15 protein-coding genes are annotated in these 23,086 nt (G+C 57.6%); 4 read left to right on the plus strand and 11 right to left on the minus strand.

The genetic code is table 11. From position 1 onward, the window contains the following. Positions 1-6: 6 nt before the first annotated feature. From SBA_RS18200 to SBA_RS18220, 5 genes are all read right to left on the minus strand, one after another. Positions 7-2,901, minus strand: a complete 2,895-nt coding sequence (locus SBA_RS18200; RefSeq protein ID WP_261935426.1) for a glycosyltransferase — start codon at positions 2,899-2,901, stop codon at positions 7-9. A gap of 49 nt (positions 2,902-2,950) precedes the next feature. Next, on the minus strand, positions 2,951-3,601 hold the full coding sequence (locus SBA_RS18205; RefSeq protein WP_261935427.1) for a hypothetical protein: 651 nt from the start codon (positions 3,599-3,601) through the stop codon (positions 2,951-2,953). Beyond that, a complete protein-coding gene (locus SBA_RS18210; RefSeq protein WP_261935428.1) occupies positions 3,601-6,675 on the minus strand; it encodes a hypothetical protein in 3,075 nt (1,024 codons plus the stop codon). The genes SBA_RS18205 and SBA_RS18210 overlap by 1 nt, the downstream gene beginning before the upstream one ends. Positions 6,676-6,786: 111 nt before the next feature. Further along, entirely contained in the window at positions 6,787-7,734 is a 948-nt protein-coding gene (locus tag SBA_RS18215) for a glycosyltransferase family 2 protein (protein ID WP_315975786.1), read from the minus strand. Between the two features lie 115 nt (positions 7,735-7,849). After that, a complete protein-coding gene (locus tag SBA_RS18220; protein ID WP_261935429.1) occupies positions 7,850-8,893 on the minus strand; it encodes a polysaccharide pyruvyl transferase family protein in 1,044 nt (347 codons plus the stop codon). 646 nt (positions 8,894-9,539) lie between these two features. Here SBA_RS18220 and SBA_RS18225 point away from each other — a divergent pair. Together SBA_RS18225 and SBA_RS18230 are read left to right on the plus strand one after the other, a co-directional pair. Further along, positions 9,540-9,953 carry a hypothetical protein gene (locus SBA_RS18225; protein WP_224549742.1) on the plus strand — a complete coding sequence of 138 codons (414 nt, stop codon included), beginning with the start codon at positions 9,540-9,542 and terminating at the stop codon, positions 9,951-9,953. Beyond that, positions 9,950-10,669 carry a hypothetical protein gene (locus SBA_RS18230; RefSeq protein WP_224549741.1) on the plus strand — a complete coding sequence of 240 codons (720 nt, stop codon included), beginning with the start codon at positions 9,950-9,952 and terminating at the stop codon, positions 10,667-10,669. The genes SBA_RS18225 and SBA_RS18230 overlap by 4 nt, the downstream gene beginning before the upstream one ends. A gap of 143 nt (positions 10,670-10,812) precedes the next feature. On the opposite strand, the gene SBA_RS18235 is transcribed toward SBA_RS18230, so the two are convergent. The 4 genes from SBA_RS18235 to SBA_RS18250 all read right to left on the minus strand — a co-directional run bounded on the left by SBA_RS18235 (position 10,813) and on the right by SBA_RS18250 (position 15,603). Continuing rightward, positions 10,813-11,967 (minus strand): DUF2264 domain-containing protein, encoded by a 1,155-nt coding sequence (locus tag SBA_RS18235; RefSeq protein WP_261935430.1) that lies wholly within the window; start codon positions 11,965-11,967, stop codon positions 10,813-10,815. Positions 11,968-12,418: 451 nt separating this feature from the next. Beyond that, positions 12,419-13,075 (minus strand): hypothetical protein, encoded by a 657-nt coding sequence (locus SBA_RS18240; RefSeq protein WP_261935431.1) that lies wholly within the window; start codon positions 13,073-13,075, stop codon positions 12,419-12,421. 479 nt (positions 13,076-13,554) lie between these two features. Further along, positions 13,555-14,649, minus strand: a complete 1,095-nt coding sequence (locus tag SBA_RS18245; RefSeq protein WP_261935432.1) for a hypothetical protein — start codon at positions 14,647-14,649, stop codon at positions 13,555-13,557. Positions 14,650-14,730: 81 nt separating this feature from the next. Further along, entirely contained in the window at positions 14,731-15,603 is an 873-nt protein-coding gene (locus tag SBA_RS18250; protein ID WP_315975787.1) for a class I mannose-6-phosphate isomerase, read from the minus strand. 146 nt (positions 15,604-15,749) lie between these two features. Here SBA_RS18250 and SBA_RS18255 point away from each other — a divergent pair, with 146 nt between their 5' ends. Together SBA_RS18255 and SBA_RS18260 are read left to right on the plus strand one after the other, a co-directional pair. Further along, positions 15,750-16,442, plus strand: coding sequence for a hypothetical protein (locus SBA_RS18255; protein WP_261935433.1), 693 nt, complete (start codon positions 15,750-15,752; stop codon positions 16,440-16,442). Positions 16,443-16,712: 270 nt separating this feature from the next. After that, entirely contained in the window at positions 16,713-19,961 is a 3,249-nt protein-coding gene (locus SBA_RS18260; RefSeq protein ID WP_261935434.1) for a glycosyltransferase family 4 protein, read from the plus strand. A gap of 35 nt (positions 19,962-19,996) precedes the next feature. On the opposite strand, the gene SBA_RS18265 is transcribed toward SBA_RS18260, so the two are convergent. Together SBA_RS18265 and SBA_RS18270 are read right to left on the minus strand one after the other, a co-directional pair. Next, a complete protein-coding gene (locus tag SBA_RS18265) occupies positions 19,997-20,986 on the minus strand; it encodes a phytanoyl-CoA dioxygenase family protein (RefSeq protein ID WP_224549732.1) in 990 nt (329 codons plus the stop codon). Positions 20,987-21,088: 102 nt separating this feature from the next. Next, the gene (locus SBA_RS18270; RefSeq protein WP_261935435.1) at positions 21,089-23,086 is read right to left on the minus strand and encodes a glycosyltransferase; all 1,998 of its coding nucleotides are present in this window, start codon (positions 23,084-23,086) and stop codon (positions 21,089-21,091) included.

Raw genomic sequence — 23,086 nt, forward strand, 5'->3', positions numbered from 1 at the left:
CGCCCGTTACAAGATATTCTGCAGCACCCGTTCCCAACTACATGCCTTCGCCAGTCGCCGCGCTTCCTCCGCCATGGCGTTCAGCCCGCCATCATCCTTCGCCACCAGCATCGCCGCCAGCGCCTTTTCCAATTCGGCTGCGCTACCGTCATAGACAATACCGGCATCTCCCCCGCCCATGACTTCCCGGATCATGCCGGCTTCGGTAATCACCGTCGGCACGCCAAAGGTGAGCGCCAGCATCAGCGATCCACTCGTCAAAACGTTGCGATAGGGATAGACGGCGAAATCCGCCGCTTTCAGAAAAACCTGAAGTTCCGCATCGTCTATATACCGATCGACGATATGGATACGCGTTCTTTCGAACGCGCTCAGCGGCGTAGCTAAATTTTCGATCGGGCTTTCCGGCGCCGCGCCGGCGATCAGCAACAACGCGTTGGGGCGTTGCGCCAGCACCTTGCGAAACGCCTCAACCAACGTGCCGATGCCTTTATATTTACGCACCTGGCCATTGAACAGAATGACGTCATCGGCAGGCGCAAGGCCGAGGTAGGAACGGGCCGCATCTTGCGATACCAAATCGGCATATGCCCCGACATAATGACCATGCCTGGCAATCAGCACCTTGTGTCGCGGAATGGGGAACAGGGCCTCGACCTCAGCGATCGAATATTCGCTGTGCAAATGCAATGCATCGGCCAGTTCCGTCAGCTTTTTGGACAGGTTTACTTCAACTTCGCGATGTTCTGCATCGTGCGATATGACATTGTGAATAGTCCACACGACCTTGCCGCCCAGCGTCTTGAATTTTTCCAGCTTGGCGAGGAATTCATTCGCGCTGGCGGCAGCTTCCTGCTCGCTCATTCCTGCCTTGAACAGGAAATTGAGCCAATGGAGATGGAATATATGCTCTGCCGGGCGTTCGGATATCGTGATCATCTGCAACGCAGCGTCGATCGTCCCGGCGCAGAATTCGGCATCATTGGCATGGGGGGCATAGAGGAGGCGCTGATAAGGATTGGCCCGGTAATAGGGCCAGAACATAACGAGCGGCCGTCCCTCTGCCCGCTGATACGTAACCCGCCGCGGTTCCTTGGGATCAGCGATATGGATATCCCAGAAATGAGCCAAGCCGGATCGCGTCAGTGCTTCGCGCTGCACGCGGTAGGTGTTGGTCGTTTGGAATCCTTCATTGACGTTGGACGTGTTTTCGCCATGCCAACGACGCTGGTACAAAATCTCGTCGATGTGATGGAATTTACCGACTTCCGACAATTTCAAGAAAATATCATAGTCGACCGCGTTGACGATATCCTCGCGAAATTTTTCCGTCCGCTCCCACGCCAGTTTGCGAAACATGCGAAAATGGTGCGCGATGGACGTGATCATCATCTTCTCTCGCGAGAAGACGGGCCAACTATATTCGTTCTTGAGGAAATTTTCGTCCGCGTCGATGCGTTCGCAAGAGCCATAGCAACAGGCGACGTCCGTATTCTCGTCCAGGAAATCGGCCAGTCTGCGGACGGCGCCCGGCTTTAGACGATCGTCAGAATCGAGCTGGCCGATATAGATGCCCCGCGCCATGGCGATAGCGCGGTTGGACGCAAAGCCGATGCCGCCATTTGCTCCGGTTGTCCAGCGCACCCGTGGTTCGTCGCCATAATGGCGTTCCAAAACCCCCAGCGTGTCGTCAGGCGATCCGTCATCGGCGATGCAGACTTCCAAATCCTGCATGTCCTGTTCGAGCACGCTGTCGATCGCCCGGCGGATATATTTACCGGCTTTGTAGGCCGGAATGTAGATGCTGACCTTGGGCACCTCATGCGCGCCATCCGTCTTGCGATCCCAATGGTTGGGGCAAAGCTGAACATAGAGCTTTGCGTCGGCAGCCCCTTGGCCTTTCTTGGCCGAGAAATCCCGAATGTTTCGGGTGGCGATAGGCTGAAAATAGCAGCCCCTATTATAGAGACGGAAACAAAATTCGCGCCCCGCATGGTAGGCGCCACCGAACCGAGGCTCGAACAACCCGCCAACATTGCGGAACAAGGTGCTGGTGACAGCAAAATTTAGCCCCAGAACATCGCGAAACGGATAGCGCCTGTTAACGATGTTCTTGTGGGCGCTGGTGCAAAATGGGGTAGCCCCGGAATCAGCCAGCGGCGGGATCAAAGTCTGCACCACCTGATCCGATATCTGGCCCATGTGCGCGATCCGCAAAAATGTCATGGGATCAAGATCGATTACGCCACTGGTGAATAGCAGCAGTCGCGTATCGCCGCTGATCCGCCACAACAGCGCGTTGGCTTCTTCGCTGGGAAACGCAATCGCGTGGAATGTCACATCAAGCCCACGGGGCTTTTTCCACCCTGACGGCTTCTCGCCTAAAATATGAAGCCTTATTCGACCGGCATAGCTCTGGGCGGCGATTGAGGCGAGCAGCGAGGGGATGCCTTCTCCCTTCTCATCGACATGAATGATATCGATCGGCAAAGCCGCTCCAGCGCTGCTGCGCCAATTGGCATATTCTTCGATGTACCGGAAATCGTTACAATTTCCAACCATGTCCGGAAGCGCCAACCCAGATGGATAAGGCTTTGGAAAGCTTGCGCCGTCCTTGATGGATCGGAAAGGAGGATGGAGTGGTCCGCCGATACCCCGATTATAGTCGGAGGGAATATTGATTTTCCGAACATCATCATTGGTCGCGACTCCGTTGATGAGTGTTTCGAAGAACAGGAACAGGTCGCTTTCGATATTATCGTTATATCGGATCGTATCGAGAATCCGATTGGCTTTATAGCCCTGTCCCAGCTCACGGAGATCAATCGCGGCCAGCGCGCGCGCCCAATGATTTCTTGGGTTGGCGGATATCTGGGTCACCGACCCGGCGATATGAGACATTCTGATCTCCGTCATTCAAGTCCGTGAAGGAACAGTATTTTGAAAGATTTTATTTTAAAATGGGCAAATCAGGGACATGATCATAGTCCACCTTATCCGAACTAAATGTAGCGTGCGTACATAGTTCGAGCAAAAGGTCTGTCGTCCATTCAGGCCATTCCTGCGGCTCAATATGAAAGACCGCCATACGCCCTATTATGTCCGAAGGCTTCAAAAGCGCTTCGACAGCATGATATGCTTTACGATCGGCATAATCGTCAAAGAGAACGGTCATCGGTTGCTTGGCACGAAGACAAGCGTTGACCAGACAGGCCGCCCGGAAACGGCCATCGATTAACACGACTTCGGGATGCCGGAAAAAATTTTCTGTCCAGATGGACGTCGGGTACCGATAGAATTTACGCCAGGAACTGTCGTCCTTGGCGCGTCCCCATGCGCCCGTTTCGCCGATATCGACATGATAGATGATGACCGGCGACGGCAGGTCGGCCTCGTCGAAGCGGCGCTGCAGTGACAGTGCCCATTGACGGTCCGTCTCGACGCTGAAAATGAGCTTCCCCGCCGCGCTGCCCCCCAGCACGGTGGAACCACCCGATCCATATTCGAGGATGACGCGCGCCTTATCATAGGTCTCCCGCAAGAATTCCGCTTCCATGGACGGAAGCGTCAATGCGGGCCAGCCTCCCTCTATCGCGGTCATCAGGAAGCACCCTGCGCAAGCGCAGCGTTCCAGAGAGTAAGCCGTGAAGCGCGCTGATATCTTGGGCTTTCCCAATTGGAATTGGCAGGCTCCTGAGTCAGATCGACGGTTGACCGCTGCTGAAAATAATCAATTTCCGCGTTCAACGCTTGGGTAATGGTATCGAACTGGATCAGGGCTTCGCGCAACGCTTCCGTCTCCTGAATCTGCAGCGCCAACTCGCCCTGGATCGTGGCAACCATGCTGTCGCGTGTGCTCAATGCGTCGTGGAGGGCCAACTCAAGAGCTTCCAGTTCACGATAGTCGCTGCCGGTTGCGGCTGGCCGATGGGCATCTATTTCCGCCTGCGCCTCTTCAGCAGCGACGAGCTTGTCCTGAACGAAGCGCAACTCCATCGAAAGCGCCTGGATAACATTTTCGCTTTGCTCCATCGCCTGCAGGAGCGCCCTCGTCCCTTCGAGATGCCTCGCCAGTTCCTCGCGCGTCGCGGCCTCTTGGGCATCCCGCTCCGCGAGCATATCATCAAATTCGGCAATCCTGGCCTGATAGGCTTGCACCTCCGCATTCATTTGCTGAGCCGCCGCCAATTGGTCTTTAAGCTCGCCAAACTCGACCTTCAAAGACAAGAGGAGGTTCTCGCTATGCGCAAGGTCTTCCAAAAGAATCTTTGTCCCCTTAAGCTGACGCGAAAATTCCTCGCGTGCGGCGAGCTCTTGCGACTGCATATCCTCGGCGGCCTTGGTCAATTCCGCCTGCAGCCTGGCATTGTCGTCTCGGTGCTTTGCCAGATCGGCTTCGAAACCGCCGATCGAGTCCGCATATTGCATGGACGCCGCCTGGAAAGATGCCTGCCCTTCTTCCATCGCCTGGGCGTGCGCGGCTCTTTCAACGTCCCGCTGCTCGCTCAAAATCGTGCAGCGCTGCTGAGCCTCGGCCAGTTCCCCGGACAGGCGCACCAACTCTCCTTCATGGGTCGCAATCAGCGTTCTCAACTGGGAAACCGTGGATATCGCCGACTGTTGCGCCTCTTCAAGCTGGGCATATGCCATCTCGCGACCCGCACGGTCGGCCTGGAGCGTCGCCGACTCTTGCGACAGACGCTCTACATCCGCGCCCCGCTCGTCAAACGCCGCCTTGAGGTCAGCCAATGCAGAGCGATCGGTCTCGCGTGCGGCCTCCAGCGCCTGGAGCGCCTCCGCATCGGCCTGCTTGCTCTCCAGCAGTTCGTCCCGCTCGGAGCGCAGGGTGTTCGACTCTTGCGACAGGCGCTCGACCTCCGCGATCCTATCATCAAACGCCGCCTTGAGATCGGACAATGCAGAGCGATCGGTCTCGCGCGCAGCCTCCAGCGCCTGGAGCGCCGTCGCGTCGGCCTGTTTGCTCTCCAGCAATTCGTCCCGCTCGGCACGCAGCGTCTTCGACTCTTGCGACAGGCGCTCGATATCCGCGCCCCGCCCATCAAACGCCCCCTTGAGCTCGGCCAAGGCAGAGCGATCGGTTTCGCGCGCAGCTTCCAGCGCCTGGAGCGCCGTCGCGTCGGCCTGCTGACGTTCCAGCAGGTCGTCCCGCTCGGCACGAAGCGTTTTCGACTCTTGCGACAGGCGCTCGACATCCGCGCTCCGGTCATCAAACGCCGCCTTGAGGTCGACCGACGCAGAACGATCGGCCTCGCGCGCGGCCTCCAGCGCCTGTAGCGCCTTCGCGTCGGCCTGTTGACGTTCCAGCAGGTCGTCCCGCTCGGCGTTCAACAGCGTCAAATTCTGTTTGAGCTGCGCAATCTGTCCACCGCGCTCGGCAAACAGCTTCTCCAGCTCCAGCAATTTGGACTGGTCGGCCTGGCGTGATTGGTGCGCTTCCCGGGCCTTGGCTTCCTCCGCCTTTCGATGACTTTCCAGATCATCGCGCTCAGTCCGTAAAGCCGTCAACTCCTCCGACAGGCGGTCAATTTGCCCCTTGCGCCTTACCGCCACCGTCTTGAGTTCGGTAAATTCTGATTGCGCCTTTTCATACTCATTCTGCAACTGCAGGATCGAGGCGGCGCCCTCATCCAGTTGCACTTGCAGCCGGCCGGTTTCGTCGCGCGCTTTTTTGAGACGATATTTCAGACGGTCCGCCTCGATTCTCCGCATTTCCTCGGCGATTTGAAGATCGAAGGACTTGGCCTGTAAATTGGCGATCTGCCGGTGACGCCCCTCATATTGGGCGCGGCTGTCTTTCAGTTGCTCCGCAAGCTTTTCATATTCTGCCTTCAGCTCTTCGAAATGGCGACCGGCCGAGGAAGCCCGCTCTTCCTGCGACTGGCTGGACATTTCGTAATAATTCGCTGCGCCCAAACGGGTGAACATCTCTATGAATGCCTGGCGCGCCTGATGCTCCGGATGATCCTCGGTCAGCGATACCAGGTCGCCTAGCTGTTCAATCACATTCTTCCCGTAGAGCAGGACGGTCATCCCCTCCCCGCCCGGAAGTTGAATAGTGGGCATACGCGCCGACATTCCGTCGATGAAAGCGGCCACATCCCCCTCTGCCTGCGCCGTTCCGTGGACGAGAATGATGCTTTCATTGGACAGCTTGCCCAGCCATTTTTCCTGGATCGTTTCGATGACTGTAGCCGCGGTCAAGCCCGCCCGGGCAGTCGCGACCATGTCGATCAAAAGAAAATCGATGGAAGCGGCGGCGAAATGCCTGTCGCCTCGCCCGATGCCATCGGTCAGGATGCGGGAAAAATGACCGTATAAATCCGTATTACGGGAAACCAGCTTTGCTGGCGCGTCGACGACATCGCCCTCCCCGGCCCAGGTTCCCACAGCGTCGCAGCGGGCGTCGGGCTGCACCCGGTGAAGGCATTGACATGCGGCCATATAGGCAACGCCCTCGCCCACGCCGATTTCGACATATTGGCGCGGACGCGAAAGCTCCAACACCCAGAACAGAAAGGGGATATGCCACAATATGACATCATTTCTGGCATATTGCGGCTGCCAAAAAAGCGCTTGGACGCGACTGGATCGCGGCATGACGGCGTTAAGGGGGGCCGACAGCAGGCCCTCTTCAGTTGTTACCTTCCTCATCATCACCCCAGCGCCCGAATCAGCTTGCCAAGAATAGCCACCATTCCTCCACCGCTTGTCAATATTATCGGCCCAATCTGGCCGTCTCGCTTCCGTCAAGAAGCGCCTTCCAGGCTATACCGGAACCGCTTCGATCAGACCAAGGTCGACCAAATCCGCCGTCCCCCTGTAACGCCGACTATCAGGATACATGAAGCTGAATCCTGAGAAACGTCTAATCGCCTCATCATAGACGCGATATTCGTAACTGCCTTGCCAATATTGCCCTCGCGCAATCGCATCCGAAATATGCGCAAGCGCATCGCCATCGAACTTGAAATGCAACAGCGCGATCCAGCATGGGTCGTCCCCCAGAAGCGGCGGATCGACATAATGCGGGCTGACAAGAGTTTCATCTGCCGTCAAGCGAAACAGCGGATATTTCGTCATTTCCGGCATGAAATCAGGCTTGATGCGCGACAAGGTCCGCTGCCTGGGACCGCCCATTCGGCTGGTCAGCAGTTCCAGCCGGTTATCGCGATACCCTTCCGGATCGAAAAAGGGATAGGCCTGCAAAAAGGATTGGTCGGACCGACGATGGTCGATCGCCAATGGCTTGTCGCTATACATGTCCAGCAAAAATCCCCGCACCCGCCGCAGGCCCGATCGTTCCGCAGCGGCAGCCAGTGATTGCAGATTCTTTGTCCCGTGAAAGACGGCATGCTCGTCCGCATCCGCGAGCATGTACCAGCGGTCGCCATATTCTTCCACGAGGCGCATGATCCACCCGTGCTTCGCCTTAGCACTGAAAGGATCCAGCATCTCGAACAGATCGACATCGGCCTGGCTCGCCAGGAATTCACGCGAGCCATCGGTCGATCCGTTATCGACGAACAGGAAATGTGCCGCGCCCAGCCGCCGATAATGGGCCAGAAAATAGGGGAGTCGTCGAAGTTCGTTGCGGACAATGCAAATGACGATGGGTTGCCCGGGCCGATCTGCGGCCAGCCTGGAAACGCCGACGCGAGTCAATCTGGCCGATCGAGCCAAGGCGCGAATTTCGTCCGCTTCCGTCGTCATCATGATCCGGTCGAGGCGTAGCGCAGCCCAGCGATCAAACCAGCCTCCTTAGCGCGCCGATTGAAAGGCGTGCGCGTTCAACGCGCACGCCCATCCCAATTAACAATATCGTGCGACCTTAGTAACCGATCGCGCGATGCAAGCCCTGTCGCAAACTAACCATGACATCGGTTGCCCGGCTTCTCAGCATTTCCAGCGCAACGGGATCGTGCGGCGCCGGTTCGGGATCGAAACGGCTACACAGGGTAGGATCGTCAAACTTGGACAGCAGGTCGTCGCGACCGATCCTCTTCATAAAATTGCGGTTCTTGTTGGTGGGGATCAAGACGGTCGAAGGAACGCCGTACATCGTTGCCACAACGGTGCCGTGGAACTTCATGCTGACCAACGCCGTACAGCCGCCGATTGCTTCGGTCAGTTCGGTCAATGACTCGGTGTAGATCAGCTCCTTGTCGCCGCGGATATCGTCCGCATCCGCCCTGTCGCGGACGCCGACAATGCCTGTTCCCAGGATGATATGACGGACACGCCACCCTCTGGCGCGCTGCTGATCGGCAAGAGCGTTAATCTGCGAATAGTCATCTTCCAGATCAGGTCGCTGGCGGGTTACGATGCCCAGGATTTTCTGGTCCGCCGATTTCGCGACGGGAGGCAGATTCAAAGAGCATACCAAGTCCGGAGATTCAATGACTTCGACGGCCGGCTCGGCTTTGCTCATGATCCATTTGCACGACTGCTCGTCACGGGCATGAATCATCTTGACCGAGGGATGTTGCAGAAAATTCTTGTACTTCTGAACGATCCAGTCCTTTTCGGCATTCCCCTTATTCGTGTTTGCCCGAATGGGAACGCCTACGCCAACCACGAACACCGGCTTTTTCAAAAACTCCTTGCTGAAATAGCGCGCGTCGAGATTCCAGGGCTGAATAATGTCCCCGCCCCCGATGACGATAGCATCCACTTCCGCCACCATATCCTGCGGAGGCCTGGAATAATAGGGCTGCTCCAGCTTGTCGGCAAGAAAACGCAAGTCAAAGTCGTCTTGCAGAAATTGCTTGTAAACACTGACGAACAATTCGTCGCCGTAATTGCCATAACCAAAAAAGCCAGCCAGTCCCACAACTGGCTTCCTGCCGGTTTCAAGGCGAAGTTTTTCAACCAAAAAGTCTCTCCCTATGCGTGCCAATACGCCTGGAATGATGGAGCGTCATGAAGACATAAAAGAAGCTGTATCACGGAAACTTTTCGGACCGTCCCACCTCCGCTCACTCTTTCGACATGCCAGATTTCCTCGCAAAACCCAATGGCAGACGATCATCACAGCGGCTAGCCACCCTACCGAATGTCATGTTTCTAGTATGACTTATCAAATCGACAAGCCGTAAAATAAGAAGTTTAGGCGATGGAGATTCCGCTCCATATGGGCTTTTTATACTGACGCCCGTCCAAATTTGCGGTCACCTCACACCCATATGACCCTTTCAAAACACCCGGTTGGACGATCCAATCATCGCAGGATGGACCAATTAAACGGCGAATATCAAGCCCAATTCGCCGCTCCAAAGACATTGTGGCCAGCACGCGCCCCTGCCCGACGGTTCACACGAGGAGTGGCGCCGCACATCGCAATCGCCCTTCGGCGATTGCGCGCCATGGAGGCGCAGTCCAGCCCTGAAAAACCTGGCAAACGGAACGCGCAGACGGCGGAAACAACCGGGCCCGACAGCGGCGCCGGCGACCAATACGCACTTGCCGCTCGCCCCATTGGTCTGCTACCGACCACGTCTATTACTTAACGGGGATAGCCAGTGAACTCTTACCTCCGAACCAATGCACGCCAACTGCCGACGGTTGTGGGCGGGATTTCTGACGATGGCTTCCGCATTTCGACCGGAGAAGCAGGAATAGTTTGCTACGGGCCTTATATCTCGCTTGAGCCCGGCAGGTATGTCGCTGGATTCTACATTCGCCGGATGGGTCCAGCCCAGATGAATAACGTCATTATCGATGTCAATGAGGATGGACAGCCTCTGCTCGCGGAAAGGGCCATCGCACAACAGGATCTGTTCGACGATCTCGCTTCGTTCATCTACATGCCCTTCACCGTCACGGAGCAGACCCGGCAGACCGAAGTGCGCGTTCATGTGGAGCAGGATGTTCTGGTCGAAATTCGCGACCTCGTCATCTTCAAGGCCGATCCGCGCGTTTGGAGCAATATATGAGCGAGGGCGGCGGTCTCTTTTCATGGCTGAAGAACGCGTTCGCCGACCGCGTCGATGCACGCATTGATCAAGCTCTGCAGGGATTTGCGGAACAGGCCGATGCCCGCAACCACCGCGCGCTCGAGGAAGCTGTGCGCAGGCTGGAAGGCAAGCTGGCCGAACTGACGCATCTTTCACAGCGGATCGAGGCAAATAGTCAGGCGGCAGCCCGGGAAACCGAGACTGCCGGCCGGGAAACCGTCGCGCAGGCGCAGCGGGATATGACGCAAGCCATGGCTTACGGTTTTGAAGTCCATTCGCAACTGGCCGCGATGAACGCCCGGAGTCACGCCGCGCATGACGCGGAGGCGAAGGCCCAAATGGCTGGCCTGGAAGCCAAAGCTTATGCCGACGCCGGCATCGCGGATATATCCAGCTCCATCGCCGCAACCGGAAAGTCGATAGGCCAAGCCTCGAAGCGGATCGGCGCGCTGGAACAGACGATGATCGAGATCCGATTGCGCCTGGATCGCATAGAGGTGAAGTCGCGAACCAGGACGCAGGCTCAGCCAACCCAGAAGGCCGCACCCAGCCTGCCGCGCACATCAACCGACGTCAAAACCGAAGTGGCGGATGCCGTGGCGAAAACCTTGCGTCAGATCGATGATGTTATCGGACAGCAGAAGCGGCGGCGCGCAGATCAGGATGCCTCCGTAAAGAAGCCAATGACTAAATAACCTCCCGTCGAAAGACGCGCCTTTCTCCCAATGGCCTCATCATCAGCCAAAGATGCCTGGCCATGTCCACCATCGCGCCCATCCCGCGCGCCATAAACTATCCCACCGGGTCGCGCCATGTCCGCCCCACTCGCGGGCCAACCTCACATGTCCATCGCCTTGTCGATAGCCACGCCCTGTCCGTGCGCCCATAAGCTGCGCTGGCTCCACGGCATGGCAGCATCGCTCCAAAAAGGCGCTTCGCTGGGCAAACCAAGAGGCAGGAAGGCTGTTGAGCATAGATACAGGCTTCCGGTCGAGATATAGCCTTCCGCCATGTTGGGTTGCGATCCATTAAGGCCCAACCGCAGCCAGCCTTCTTGATCAAAGTTTTCCGGCGCATCGAGGGTCCGTCGAATAACCGCTTCAAGCGCACAACGAACCTGCGCCGGCGGCAATGCAGCCGGCAACTCGCCGTGCAGCGCCAGTTGCGCCAGCGGCTGGAAGGCAGCGCAACGATAGGCAAGCGATCGCCCAATGGGCGGGAAGGACCCATCAGGCCCTATCAGTCGTTCCAAAACCACGGCATATCGCGCCATGCGGCTGGAATGCGCGACGCGCATCGACTGCCAATGCGGATTGACAGCACCGACGGCTGAAAGAATATCGCTCAGCATGGGCTGAATGACATATCCATTATAATAATCCCACCGCAGATGGGGGCCATCCTTGTAGATTCCATCTCCGGCATACCAAAGCTCATGTTGACGCAGCGCATAGTCGATGCGAACCGGATCCCAGGGTTCGCCGATTTTCGCCAGCATGGCCTCGATTGTCGCGGAAAACAAAAGCCAGTTATTGTAATAGGGTTCAATCTTTCTCGCCTGATGCAATGCGTCCACCAGATTGCGCTGGATATCCGGCGACAGGCTTGTCCACAGCGCATGGGGCGCCCGCAACACGGCCTGAGCGAGAAATGCAGCGTCCACCAATGGCTGCAATCCGTCTGAAAAGTTCAGTTTATGCGGGCCATCGGGGTCGACGCTGGCTCCAATCAGGTTGTGGACATCCGAGATATCTATCGCCCCGACGGCCCCGTCCAGCATCTCTCGTTCGAGCAGGGCGGACAGTCCGCACAGAAGCCGCCCCACCGCCTCCAGGGCACTAAATTGCCTTCTATCTTTTTTGCCTGGCGCAACCTCAACTGGCATTTGAGCAGCCAGTCCGCCCCTTTTGGCGGCGACCAAAACCGGCGCCGAGATTTTTACAATCAAAGCTTTCATTCGATGGTGGCTTTCGCCCCGAGCTTCTTCGATCACGTCATGCCCTCCATTCGATGAGGAAAGTCGGACGAGTTTGGCCGGCACCCGTTCAAGCAGACACCGAAAGGAGGGCGCGCGCCCTTCGACGCAAGCCGCTCCTGTCGATCTTGAATTGAACCAAGCGAATAGCCAGCGCCCGAACCCGACATTCTGTCAGGTCGCTTCAGCTTGGCGGCTTCCTCACGCCAGTCTTCCGTAAGACCGTATCTATTACAGCACAACGCCACAAAAACGCGATCTTCCGGAGAAGAGAATATTATCCCCAACCTACTCGCGAGAAACCCTTCCCGCCTTCGGCAGTCTCTCGTGATCCGCAAGCGCCGAGCCTGCGCCATACTGGCGATGGCCGGACGTCGATGCGGGTCATGCGCGTCGGCGACCTGATGATGACAGCCTGCGATCGCGCCATCGGAGGCCGACGCCGCGGCCGGGCCCGTCTCTGCAGCCATCAGGCGTAGATATTGATGAGGTTCCGGACGAGCAGATATAATCGGCTATCCTGGTGCAGACGCACGGTCACTGCATGGGCATGGTAGGGATGGTCAATGATCGTCACATAGGGACTAGCCGCCAGTCGCTTTATGTGGCGCCAGTCGTCCCAAAAGAACTCGTCCTCATGCTCCGCCTCAGATCGTGACACATTTATGACAATATGGGGACGTGGCGTATCCAAATGAAGTTTTGCCACATCGACTATTGGGACATGGGGAATCATCGTACACTGTCCGCTGAACATATTGCTCGTTTGCGGCGCGAACGGAATACATAAATCAGCATCACAATGCCATGAGTACAGCAAAGCCGCATATCCCCCACTACTCTGTCCGCAAAATATCTTCTTTTTATAATCGGCGAGAATAGTATCGAGAAATTCCACGCCCTCCTCGATCGACGAATGCTCTGGCAGGACGCCTGTAGAATACCAGTCATTCCCGCAGTCTCTCAACAAAACAATATCTTTATCCTGAGAATTGGCGAAATTCTCGCTCATAAATGGTTCATTTATCCCACCAAACCACACAATAACGGTATCATTACCTGATAAGTATGTGACATAATCCACTATATCGTTTGAGATATATTCTTTTTTTTCTTTTTGTGGCATATACTCTCCGAAATCCCAAGACGCGCATGGCCTCTTTGAATGCAGCATTCTTCCTTTATGTACATTGCCGATCGGATGGGCAAGCGCCGATCAAACCTTTACGCCACAGGTGACTGCACGGCCGCAGCCGCCCTCTTCGCCTCAAGTGCCTGTCAACATGAGGATGATCGACCTTATACGGTGATGGCTTCGGACGGGAATGTCGGCCGCAACACACCCCCGCGTGCGCCCAGGCATCCCGCCCGGGCCTAGACGCCAGTCGATCGCCTGACTTCAGGCCCGGCACTCTTTGCGTCAAGTTCGATCCGTCAGGATGGCAGGCCTTGGCGCAAGAAATGCCAGCGCCATCGCGCGATGCTCTGGCAATCTTACCACTCGCCTAGACCTTCCGCGTCACGCGATCATGGTCGCATCCTGCAATGGATCAGATTCTCGCTCGCCCGAGAATCTCTGATGCACGCCTGCTTCGCGAAAAATGCCTACTCCCGCACGGGCAGGAACTGCAGCGCATGAAGATCCAAACCGGCGGGGTCGAGCATGTTCAATCGGAATTCCAGCGCGTCCGCCCGCTCACTGAGTTGAAAAGGCAAAGACATCAATATGCCGTAACCTTCCTGCTCCAGTCTATTTTCTCCTTCGGCGAGGACATTCCGCCCGTGGTCGCAAACGACATCGCCCTGAATATGCAAACGCCCGCCTCGCGGCAGCGACCTGACCCGACCGAATGCACGCGCCAAATATGTCCCCGGCGCCAAAGCAATATAGGGACCAAAACACAAAGTGCCGACCTGCCCATCGACAGAGAGGCCGCAGTCTGTTTTCCTGGCTATTTGCGATCGAATGACTTCATGCTTTGCGGGAATATAGATTCCGGGCGCTGACAGTGCCGGATACCCGACACCCGACAGCACCTTTTCCACTTCATCCTCGATATATGCGCATCGGGATTCAAAATCTCCGATATGCGATCGCAGGATTTGCTTTATGAATGGGCCATTGTTGACATGACTTTGATCCGGAAGCTGGAACATGAAATGAGGTTCCAGGTGACGCTCCTCGACATAATCCTTGAGAATCAGATGAAGCATCAACTGATCTTCCGGGATATCCTCACCCCATATCAAAGATCGGCTGAACTCCCCTTTTCCGATACGTTCAAGAGATAGAAAATAGTCCGTAACCAGTTGACGGGCTATTGGATGAGCGAAATTCAACGCAAACCCGCCGGAATTTATCGTATAGCTCACATCTGGAGAGTGATACCCCGCAAAAATCCCGGCAAAATGCGCTTTGTCCGCAAGGAAATTACGCAGATCAAAGCCAAGATCGGCTATATAGGCATCGGCATCAAGGTAGAAAACCCATCCATCATAGCCTCTGGAAAGAATTTCCTTGAGTTGCGCGATCCTGTTATAGGCCGCATGCCACGGCATACCACCAAATTTAATGCCCGTGTAACTTTCATATTCGAAATTGTTACTGCGGCAATACGCTATTACAGTCTTCGAGGTCGCATCCATCATTCTCTTGTAAAAGAGATGATCTGAAGTCTGCACGAATTTTACTTTTGTCATATCGGCCCCACTAACATGCCTGCACGCGCATGGCAAAATGGCTCCCGCCGCGACTTTGGCGATGCCTGGAGCTGCAATCGATCAACAATGAGCGATGAGAATATCCGAAGCGATGTCGGCGGAGATGGATGCCCCGCCCTCTACCAGCCAACAATCCCCCTCCTCCCATGGGAACTCGCCGAAATGGCCTTTCCCGCGCAACGCCATCACCCAATATTGCGGGCCTGCAAGGTCGAGCGTGTCGCGCGCTGCCATATGGCGCAAAAGAACCTTGAACGGCCCTTCATCGAGCAAGGCAGCCGTCTCGCCGATCGGATGGCGCACGGGTTCGCGCAAATAAGGGGCCGCCTTGCTGACGGCCACCCCATCGTCCAGATGCAATTCCCGTGGACGTCCATAATCGTAGAGGCGATAGGTGATATCGACGTTTTGCTGCACCTCGACCAGCGAAATTCCGGCCCCGATGGCGTGTACGGTCCCGGCAGGAATGAAGTAGAAGTCGCCCGGCGCCACCGGCTTCCAATCCATCATCTGCTCCAGCTCGCCGTTCAGCGCGCTGTGGCGCAGCGCCTCGGCATCCATCGGGACGATCGTGCCGATACCCAAGGTCGCGCCTGGCTCGACGTCCAATATGTACCAGCATTCTTCCTTGCCGCCCGCGACGCCATGGCTACGCCCATATGCGTCGTCCGGATGAACCTGGATAGACAATTTCTCGCGCGTATATATGGTTTTGATGAGCAACGGCAAAGGCGCTGCGGCTGCCCCCTCGTACCAAATCTCACCGATGTGCCTGCCGTCGAGCGAAGCTGGCAAATTCGCGATATCCGACCTTCCCCAGATCTTTTCGACATAATGCGCCTTCAACTTCGTAGCGGTCATGCGAATAGGGATCCAACAAATATCTATGGCCCGCGAGCTATAGGCAGGCTTTGACGCCCGGACAATATGCATTCGATCTACTGCTGCGCGATCACGTCGATATGAAGGCGATAGGAAAGATTTTCTGCCGCGTACAAGTGTCGGCCTTTCCTCTCCGGTTGCGCCGCGCCGATCTCCATGACATCAGGTTAGCGCGTGAATGAGGCAGGGAGGCAGAGTTGAAGCAGAACGATCGCGGTGACGCGATTCCCAAAGCGATGAAGCGAGACATCCCCGGTACGCCGGAAAGGGTGGGCCGCAAACGCCCCGAAGCGGATGCAGCGACCTCACGGTCGAAAGCACCGCCAACGACATCATCGGAACAATCGCCACGGCCACAGGCCGACGCGGCGCAGGACGAGCAGGTGGCGCCATCCGCCGGTGCGCGATGGTGGATGGAGCGCGCGAAAGCCATGGAAGGCAAGATAGCGGAGCTTGAAACCAAATTATCCGCAGCCGACGAACAGGTCATGCGATTGTCCGCCAGCGCGGCCGCTGCGGAAAGCAACTTGTTGTCGCGCGCCGAATCCGATCGCATGGCCGCGCGTACCGCCGAAGCGCGCGCCCAGTCCGAGATCATCAAAGTGATGACGCGGTTGCAAGACGCCAATCAGGAAGCGAAGCGCTATGCGCACGAAGCCGAATGGCTGCGTACCGTCTATGTCCTCATGCACGACCGGCCGCGCTGGTGGTTTTTGATGTCGGACGCCTGGCGCTCGATAAAAATTCGACGGCGCCTCCGCCGTCGTGGCCTGTTCGATGCCGAAGCTTATCTCACTTTATATCCCGATGTCGCCGGCGCCGGCATCGACCCGCTGATCCACTATATATCGCACGGCTTGGCGGAAGGACGCAGTAACGGGATAGATTGAAACCTGACTGCCGCCACTGTTGGCCTGGCGGCGGCAGTCATGTCACGGGATAACGGGAATGGGTGCGAGCCCCGACAAGCCTGTCCTGTGGCCCTGAATAGCTGCGCCCCCTTTTTGGCGCCCGCCTGATCGTGGGGCGCTGCATGAAAGGCGGAACGGCAAGAAACAGCAAGTGAGTCACACGCCAATCGACGGGAATGAGGTGCGGCAATGCAGGCGATGCATCCGCCTCGTTCGAATGCTGAGTTAACATTGCGGAAGCAGCAGAAAATGCATATTTGGATAGACGGTCAGTGCCTTCAAACGGCCAGCAATGTTCGCGGCATCGGACGCTATGTCAGTGAACTGCTGCGTGCGCTGCACCTGCGGACCGACGTTCAGCTTACTGTGTCGTTCAATGCGAATTTGAAGCATCAGGCTGTCGCGGCCCGAACCTATCTGGCCGACACGCTGCCGAACGTTCGCATAGAAACATGGTATGGGACGGCCTCGGCGGGCGAGATTGCGCATGGCTACACGCCACAGCGCATCGCCGATGACCGCATCTTGGCGGCGCATATCAATGCCATTGCGCCGGATGTGGCGCTATGCCCCAGTTCCTTCGAGGGTTTTGAGGACAACAGTTCCCCCCTCGTCACCCTTGACGATGTCGAATGTCCCACCGCCTGTATATTTCATGATGCGATCCCGCACCGCTTCCCGGAACGCTATTTCCATCACCCCAATATCGCACCGGCCTATTATCGCCGATTTTATTCTCTGCCGAAATATGACTTCGTCTTGTGCAATTCCGATTTTACGCAGGACGAATATCGGGAACTGTTCGACAAGGATAATTGCGTTACGATCGGCGCCGGTCTGCCCGCAGATTTCGAGGAACTGCTCGCGGCCGACCTGACGAACGTCAAGCTGCCAAAGGCGCTGACGGCCTATATTCTCTATGTCGGCGGTTTGGACTGGCGCAAGAATGTCGGCATGCTCGTCAAAGCGCTGGCCCGTATCCCGGATGTTCAAAGCGGCATGATGCAATTCGTGCTCGCGGGCGATCACAGCGAACCGGAACTTGCGCCACTCCGCAACCTGTGGGCGGCCAATGGCCTGCCTGATGACGGCCTGGTCGTCACCGGATGGGTATCCGATGCCCAACTCGTCAAACTGTATCGAAACGCCAGCATAGCCGTTCAGCCCTCGCTGATGGAAGGCTTCGGCTTGGCCGCGCTGGAAGCCATGGCCTCCGGCTGCCCCTTCATTGCTGCGCGCGGCGGTGCGGTCGGCGAAGTGGTTGCCAGGGAAGATCTGCTGTTCGATGGCCAGACGCCGGACGAACTCGCCAAGCTGCTGAGCCACATCCTGAAGGATACGTCCTTTCGGCAGGATGCCGTCGCCTTCGGCAAGCAACGCACGAAGGAGTTCAGCTGGGAAAAATCCGCGGAGATCACGGTATCGGCGTTGCGCGCCATGCTGGAAGAAAAGCTGGTATCAGCGCCTTCCCGCGCGCCGGCGATAGAGGCTCGCCCCGCGAACGCGGCGCCACCTCGACTGATCATGGACGTGACCTCGACGGCGCAAAGCACTTTGCTTTCCGGTATTCAGCGGGTCATCCATCGTCTCACGACGGCGTTGGTCAACAGCGATACGCCTTCAGTATCGGAGACTGTTCTCAGCTATGCCGATGATTCATCGGGATGGTATCGCATGAAGAACCTCAGCAATGCAGCGATCACAAGAAACCCGCTCGATAGCCTGCCATACTCGGCCGACGACAGCTATTTCCTGATCGACAGTTCCTGGGGATATCCGGAAATTCAGGGGCCGCGCCTGCTGAATGCCATGGCGATGGGCCAAACCGTGGTCCACGGCATTCACGATATCGGGCCGCTGACCAAACCGGGCATGACGATCGAAAGTATGCCGGCTGTCTTCAGACGATGGTTCGAATTCATATTGGGCCACTCCACCGGAATTATCTGCGTTTCGCGGGCCGTCGCGGACGAGGTTTACGCCTTGCTGGAAGCGATCGAGCTGCCGCGACCGATGAACGTGGGATATATCCGTCTGGGCGCCGATTTCAGTGCCGCGCCCGCGGATCCGGAATGGCTGGACTTTCTGGGCGACCGACCGACTTTCATGATGGTCGGGACGATCGAACCGCGCAAGGGGCACAGTATCGTCCTCGACGCATTTGAACGACTGTGGTCCCGCGGCGTCGATGTCAACCTGATGCTGATCGGCAAGCCGGGCTGGAACACCCGGATTCTGTACGAGCGCATCAAGGTCCATCCGGAGGCGGAACGCCGCCTTTTCCTGCGAGAAGAGGTCCGCGACGGGCAGTTGCGCGCTGCCTATAGCGCTGTCAACGCCTTGATCATGGCATCCTATCTGGAAGGATTTGGCTTGCCCGTGGTCGAAGCAGGGCATTTCGGTTGCCCGGTGATCCTCAGCGACATCCCGGTCTTTCGAGAGGTGGGGCAAGGGGCGCCGGTCGCCCAATATTTCGAGATGGGCAATGCAGGCGCCCTGGCGCAGGTCGTCGAGGAGATGGCAGGACAGGACCGCCTGGCCTATCCCCAGGACGGAACAGCTTGGCCCACTTGGGAAGGAACCGCGCAGGAGGTGCGGGACATCATATTGGGCGACAACTGGTATCGCCGTTATCGCCCACGCAATCTCTCGCCCAATGCGGTGCCGGCGCTGATCGGCAACATCCGCATGCGTCAGCCGCTGGATCTGCCTGACCGCAAGCACAGCTTCCGGTATGTAGAAGGACCGATGGTGTCCGACGATGGCCGCCGGCTGCAGTTCATCATTGCCTTGCGTAACGAGAGTTCGAAATTGTGGTCGAGCAATGGCCTGCCGGGCAAGGGCATGGAGATCAATATCGGCTCCCACATCGTTGCCGAAGATGGAGCGATGCTGGACTATGAAAATCCGCGCACGCCCATACCATTCGTGCTGCCGCCGGGCGATGAACTCTATCTCCCCATTTACGTCAATGCGGACTGGCTCGCGCGGGGGGCACGCTACGTCGATGTGGAGGTCGTGCAGGAAGCGGTGGATTGGTTCGGCACCACATTCCGCCTCGATCTGACGCAGCCGCCCGTCAGCCCCGGCAAAGACCGGGACGGTTCGATTGCGGACTTAAGGCCGATGCTGTTGCGCGAACCTTTTTCGGTTCCCGGCCAATCGGGCAAATTTCTCCTGCTAGGCTTGATGAACGCAACCCATCACGGCATCGACATGTCGGATCATGCATCCGGCGACGTCCTTCGTATCGCCATGCTGGACGACTCATCACGCTCGATCGGCGATTGCAAAATCGTCTCGAGCTTTTCCCGACTGGACCCTGCCGGCTATGGGCTCCTTACCGTGCAATGTCCGGCACGCGCTTTCGTCCAGGCGGATAGTTTGGCGATCCTGCTGGGCAACCAGGATCAGGTCGAATGGAGACTTAAGCTGGTGTCCGGGAAGATCAGCCGCGTATCGCAGGTAGAGCCCATTCCCGCCGATCAGCCAGCCTGATCGGCGGGCCGGACGGCGCAGGCCTTGCAACGCGCCTAGCCGGTCTTCCGGGGGCGTCCCTTGCCAATAAGGCGTCGGCGGAGTCGGCGCCAAAGCGGCTTTTTCTGCAATATCGGCTCCGGCGGCATCAATTCCGGCACGACCTTGCCCAGCACCATGTTGGGCATCATGTCGCCGGTGGCGATGTTCAGGATATGCCGCGTATCGATCCGACCCGGCGCGGGTTCGGAATAGGCAGGCGTATAATAGGTGCAGCCTTCAAAATAATAATGCGTGACTTGGGACCAGCGTGTTCTCCGCAAATCCGTGCGGGTGCTGCCCCCGTGTAGCAGGTTGGCAAGCCAGATCAGCGCCTGCCCCTTGCGCGCATGAAAAGTTTCCCCCTCGATGCCCGCTTGCTCGATCAAGGATCGCCAGATCGGTTCATACGGCGCCTGCGGCGCATTGCGCGGCTCGTTCTCCCTCGAAATTTGCAGCATTTCATTGGAGACGATCGGCCATTTATGGCTACCGGGATAATAGATCAGAGGACCGGATTCCGGCCCGATATCTTCCATCGCAAGCCAAACGCCACACATGAACCGTTCCGGCAGGCTGGAAAAATGAATGGAATCGCTATGCATATGTTGCTGCGTTCCGACCGGGAAATTCAGCGTTTGGAAGGGGAAGGCCGGCCGGCCATAAAGCTTGCTGAGCAGATCGATCATCTGCGTGTTGCAGGCGATCGCCCGGACATCTTCATCCTGTTGCCATGCGTCTTGGATACGCAAATCTCCCTCCGGCATGACGGCATCAGGATCGTCCATGTTGATGGCGAACATGGGAGCCAGCCGATTCTTTATCCGGTCGATGCGTTCTGCAATCGTCGGATCAGGGAAATCGATCACCGCGTAGCCGCGCCGATAAAGATCTTCCGCGACGGTCCGTTCCGACTCGCTCAGATCCATGTCGGCAACGAAGCTTGGAAACAGCGGCGATTCGATCAACGGCAGGCCCGGCAACATTTGCTTTTTTGACAACATCATCCGGCTTTCCGAAAATGGCGGTTATTCTGCGACGTCCAAAGATACCGATCGCCGGCGCAGGCCTGTCGGCGGCGTGACAGGACAAGCGACATGCCCACCCTATCAGGAACGGCGCGCGACACGCCAGGGTTCCGGGGATGCGCTATGCCGGACATGACGCAATATCTCTTCCAGCGGCGGGTCGCGATAGCCGTCAAAGGGATATCCGCCGGTTGCAAAATGCGGGTTGTAACCGGGATCGCGCAGGCAGGCGTCGCCCCAACCCATGTACAGCGTATGGAGTTCGCTCTGATCCCACTCGAGCATTTGCGAGGTCAGGTTCGCGCCGCGCGAAACCGACTCATAATGAGTCAAGATCAGTCTGGGATCATAGAGGATGACCCGTCCCAATTCGCGAAGCCGCAGGCACATGTCGATATCATTATAGGCTATGGCGAAATCCAGCTCATTGAAGCCGCCCACCTGCACGAACAGCTGACGAGGCATGGCGAGAAAGGCGCCGGTCACCGCAGAAGTTGTGCGCAACCGAAGCCAACGCCCATGTGGCCCGCACTCATCGGCATTCTGCCACCGCGCTTCATGCTGCGGCCCGTCTCCATCCAGGCCCAGGATAATACCGGCATGCTGAACGCCACCGGAAGGGTAAAGCAAGCGCGCACCCACGGCGCCCACCTTATCGTCATTTTCCCAGGTTGCGATCAGCAGCGAGTCCCAATGGGATGATAGCATTTCGGTATCATCATTGAGGAACAACAATATCTCCGCATTTGTCTCCTGCGCCGCGACATTATTGGCCCGCGACCAATTGAACGGCTCATCGAAATTCAGGATGCGCGTCAACGGCCGCTTCGCCAACTGCCCAAGCAGCGCATGGGTTTCGGCATGTGCCGACCGATTGGAGACGATCAAAATCTCGATTTGCTGGGGATTATCCGCCTTGGCCAGCAAACTGGCTACGCAACGTTCCAACAAGGCCGGATTGTCGCGCGTGGGAATAACGACGGCGATCGATCGGGCGGCGGCGCCCAATCCTTCCGGCATGGCGGAAGCGACGAAAGACACCGAGCCGCCCATATTGGAGGCGAGGATACGCGGAATATGGGCCACTGTACCGCGCGCCGCGGCAGATCGCAGCACCGTCCTGCGATCGCCGCCGCCCGGCACGTCGCCAAACGTCAGGAAGGCGGCGGGGCACACCAACGCGTCGTCGAACCAATAAGGATCATAGACCGGCTGCAGCACCGGGGCGCTATAGGATGCGCCATATTTCCAGTCCTGCGCCATATGGTCATGGTCGCAATAGGCGAGGGAACAGCCCGTCTCTCCGGCAGTCCAGCCGAACCAGGCCAATGCGTGCGGGTTTAGCACCGTTCCCGCTTCAAGATGGAGGATATATCCGCTTTCGTCGGCCCATGCTGCATCGATGAAATGGATGCGCGGCTCGACATGCGCCATGCTGCCGATCGGGGATTCCCGCAGATCGGACGAAGACAGGACTTCCGCTCGCCAGTTCCACCGACTTTGCACGATCAGGCTGCGCAATGTCGCACGAAGCCGCGCAGGGGCCGCTCCGCGCGCATCGATCCTTATGCTCAGGCAATCAAGGCCGGCTCCCTCACCGGGAGGCGGGCCGATAATCGACTGCTTGCGAAAGGCATCATAGTCGAGCGCGGGAAAGATTCCGGCCTGTTCGACCTCGTCCCGCCAGATATTGGCTTGGTCCAAGCTCAGGCGCAGACCAGCCAGCGCATCGGCGATGGCGGCACGACCATGGGCGGCTTCCGGCACGGCTCCGCGCGCGCCATAGCGAAGAAGCTCCTCGCGAGCCGATCTCGATAGAGGGTCGATCCGCAACGCCTGGACGAAAGCATCGATGGCCGCCGATCGCTGTCCTTGCGCCTTGAATGCAATACCAAGGCCCGTCCAGGCGGCCGCGGTGCCCGGCTTCAACGCCAGAACGCGACGATAGGCATCCCCCGCCTCGACAGACTGGCCAGAGCGTCGCAGCGCATGGGCATATTGGAGCCATATGCGGCTGCTACGCCGCACGGTGCGGACCACCCGCCCCCAAGCGTCGGCGGCCAGCAGCCAATCGCGCAC

The organism is Sphingomonas bisphenolicum (assembly GCF_024349785.1).
Taxonomy (GTDB): domain Bacteria; phylum Pseudomonadota; class Alphaproteobacteria; order Sphingomonadales; family Sphingomonadaceae; genus Sphingobium; species Sphingobium bisphenolicum.

What these genes read in the sequence shown, in the direction of transcription:
- SBA_RS18205 (WP_261935427.1), bottom strand. Translation starts at nt 3,601, where the DNA reads ATGACCGCGATAGAGGGAGGCTGGCCCGCATTGACGCTTCCGTCCATG.
- SBA_RS18265 (WP_224549732.1), bottom strand. Translation starts at nt 20,986, where the DNA reads ATGATGTTGTCAAAAAAGCAAATGTTGCCGGGCCTGCCGTTGATCGAA.
- SBA_RS18210 (WP_261935428.1), bottom strand. Translation starts at nt 6,675, where the DNA reads ATGATGAGGAAGGTAACAACTGAAGAGGGCCTGCTGTCGGCCCCCCTT.
- SBA_RS18215 (WP_315975786.1), bottom strand. Translation starts at nt 7,734, where the DNA reads ATGATGACGACGGAAGCGGACGAAATTCGCGCCTTGGCTCGATCGGCC.
- SBA_RS18230 (WP_224549741.1), top strand. Translation starts at nt 9,950, where the DNA reads ATGAGCGAGGGCGGCGGTCTCTTTTCATGGCTGAAGAACGCGTTCGCC.
- SBA_RS18200 (WP_261935426.1), bottom strand. Translation starts at nt 2,901, where the DNA reads ATGTCTCATATCGCCGGGTCGGTGACCCAGATATCCGCCAACCCAAGA.
- SBA_RS18250 (WP_315975787.1), bottom strand. Translation starts at nt 15,603, where the DNA reads ATGCATATTGTCCGGGCGTCAAAGCCTGCCTATAGCTCGCGGGCCATA.
- SBA_RS18240 (WP_261935431.1), bottom strand. Translation starts at nt 13,075, where the DNA reads ATGCCACAAAAAGAAAAAAAAGAATATATCTCAAACGATATAGTGGAT.
- SBA_RS18245 (WP_261935432.1), bottom strand. Translation starts at nt 14,649, where the DNA reads ATGACAAAAGTAAAATTCGTGCAGACTTCAGATCATCTCTTTTACAAG.
- SBA_RS18260 (WP_261935434.1), top strand. Translation starts at nt 16,713, where the DNA reads ATGCATATTTGGATAGACGGTCAGTGCCTTCAAACGGCCAGCAATGTT.